General features: G+C 61.1%; 3 protein-coding genes. 1 reads left to right on the top strand and 2 read right to left on the bottom strand.

Going from position 1 to position 2,370, the window contains the following annotated elements; genetic code table 11:
• Positions 1-568: dihydropteroate synthase (gene folP, locus EOA86_RS30955; protein ID WP_128345088.1), on the bottom strand; the 568-nt coding region annotated here is incomplete at its 3' end.
• Between the two features lie 84 nt (positions 569-652).
• On the opposite strand from folP, the gene EOA86_RS30950 reads away from it, so the two are divergent.
• Complete coding sequence (locus tag EOA86_RS30950; RefSeq protein WP_029352939.1) at positions 653-1,270, top strand: DUF922 domain-containing protein; 618 nt, start codon at positions 653-655, stop codon at positions 1,268-1,270.
• 47 nt (positions 1,271-1,317) lie between these two features.
• On the opposite strand, the gene EOA86_RS30945 is transcribed toward EOA86_RS30950, so the two are convergent.
• On the bottom strand, positions 1,318-2,346 hold the full coding sequence (locus EOA86_RS30945; RefSeq protein ID WP_095520558.1) for an NAD(P)/FAD-dependent oxidoreductase: 1,029 nt from the start codon (positions 2,344-2,346) through the stop codon (positions 1,318-1,320).
• Between the last annotated feature and the right edge of the window lie 24 nt (positions 2,347-2,370).

The following is a 2,370-nucleotide window of genomic DNA, read 5'->3' as shown; positions in this document are numbered from 1 at the left end:
AGCCAAAGCCCGGATCGAGCACGATTTGGTCGTCGGCAACGCCGTTTTGCCGGGCGATTTCCAGTGACTTCCTAAGGAAGGAAAACTGATCCTCGATAACGTCGGGCAGTTTTTGCCTGTCACGTCCGGTGTGCATGATGACCAGCCCGGCGCCGGTCTCGGCAGCGACCCGCGCGACGCCCGGTTCGCGCTGCAGGCCCCAGACATCGTTGACGATATGGGCGCCGGCGGCGACGGCAAGCCGAGCGGTGTCCTCGCGATAGCTGTCGACCGAAATCAGCGCCTTGCCAAGCCTGGCGAGCGCCTCGATGACAGGCAGCACACGGGCATGCTCCTCCTCGACGGCTACCGGAGATGCGCCGGGGCGTGTCGATTCTCCACCGACGTCAATGACGGAGGCCCCCTCTTCCACCATCCGGCGGGCCTGGGCCATCGCCTGTTCGGGCGCAACGAACAGTCCCCCGTCGGAAAAACTGTCCGGCGTGACATTGAGGATACCGACGATCACCGCTTTGCCGCCGAGGTCGAGATGACGGCCATGCGCCAGTTGCCATCGCCGTGTCGTCATTGTCCATCAACCATGTGTGATCCGCCAAAGATCAATTCCGTTGCGCCGGCAGCGGCCGTAGCGCATGGTGGGCAAAGAGGCAACATGATGAAACGATCACTGCTTTGCGCCCTGATGCTCGCTTTTTCTGCCTTGCCGGCGGGCACGGCGAGTTTGGTAAAGACATATAGCTACTTTAGTATCGGCGGCAGGACGCTCGATGATATCGGAACCCAGCTTACGAAACTTGGGCCCCAGGTAAAAAGTACAGGGATGCGGCATCCAGGCGCCACGCAGATGGCGTTCACCACCCGCATCAGCTATGCAGAAAAATCGAATTCCTGCGCGATTGCTGACGCCAACGTCACTCTCAAAGTCAAGGTGATCCTTCCCGAGTGGCGCCGCTCGCGCAAGGCTGATGCGGGCGTAAGGCTGTTTTGGGATACATTGTCCGCCGACATCAAGCGCCATGAGGATCGCCATGTCGAGATCGCCAAGAACCATGCCCGCGACCTCGAGGATGCGCTGAAGGCGACCTATCCGCAGAAGACTTGCCAGCAGGCCAAGGCCAAGGCCGCGGAAATCGCCGCCGCTATTCTTGCCAAGCACGACCGGGCCCAGATGCAATTCGATCGCGTCGAGACAATCAATTTCGAAAGCCGCATCCTGCGGCTGCTGCGCTATCGCATGGAGCGCATCGAGAACGGCCGGCTGCCGGGTTAGCTCAGGCCAGATGGTAAGGTCGATTTTCGTGGAGTAAGAGTGGGACGTCAGCCGGCGACGCCAAGCTTCTTCTGCAGACTGGTCGACGAGGTCGTATACTGGAACACGATGCGCTCGCCGGGGCTGACGATGCGCTTGGCCGCTTGCGCCATCAGGGCGACCTCATGGAAGCCCGACAGGATCAGCTTCAGCTTGCCGGGGTACCAGTTGATGTCGCCGACGGCGAAGATGCCCGGTACCGATGTCTGGAATTTCTCGGTGTCGACCGGGATCAAGTTCTCGTGAAGATTGAGCCCCCACTCGGCGATCGGTCCTAGCTTCATGGTCAGGCCGAAGAACGGCAGCATCCGCGTGCACGGCACCTCGATATCGCCGCTGGGGCCTTTGATGGTCGCGGAGGAAAGCTGGCCGTCGGCGCCGGACAATCCCGCCACCTGCCCTACCTGGAAATCCAGTTCCTTCATTTCCTGCATGGCGTACATCTTGTTGACGCTGTCGGGCGCCGCGCGAAACTCCGGCCGCCGGTGGACTAGCGTCACGCTCTTGGCCACCGGCTGCAGGTTCAGCGTCCAGTCGAGCGCCGAATCGCCGCCGCCGACGATAATGAGGTCGTGGCCGCGAAATTCCTCCATCCGGCGAACCGAGTAGAAGACGCTCTTGCCCTCATAAATCTCGATGTGCGGGATCGGCGGCCGCTTCGGCTGGAATGAGCCGCCGCCGGCGGCGATAACCACAACCTTGGCTTCAAAAACCTCGTTCTCGTCAGTGAGGACGCGAAAGCTGCCGTCCTCGAGCTTTTCGAGGCTCGAGACCATGCGGTTGAAGGTGAAGTCGGGCTTGAACGGCGCGATCTGCTCAAGGAGCCTGTCGACCAGGCCCTGCGCCGAAATCGATGGCCAGCCGGGAATGTCGTAGATCGGCTTTTCCGGATAGAGTTCGGCGCATTGCCCGCCAGGGCGATCGAGTATGTCGATGAGATGGCATTTCATGTCGAAGAGGCCGAGCTCGAACACGGCGAACAGGCCGACTGGCCCTGCCCCGACAATCAATACGTCCGTCCTGGTGATATCGGTCATGAATGCGCCTTCAATCCGCACGAC

Origin of the sequence: Mesorhizobium sp. M5C.F.Ca.IN.020.32.2.1, from assembly GCF_004023105.1 — a bacterium.
Taxonomy (GTDB): Bacteria; Pseudomonadota; Alphaproteobacteria; order Rhizobiales; family Rhizobiaceae; genus Mesorhizobium; species Mesorhizobium wenxiniae.
This window is presented reverse-complemented; position numbering and strand designations above follow the sequence as displayed.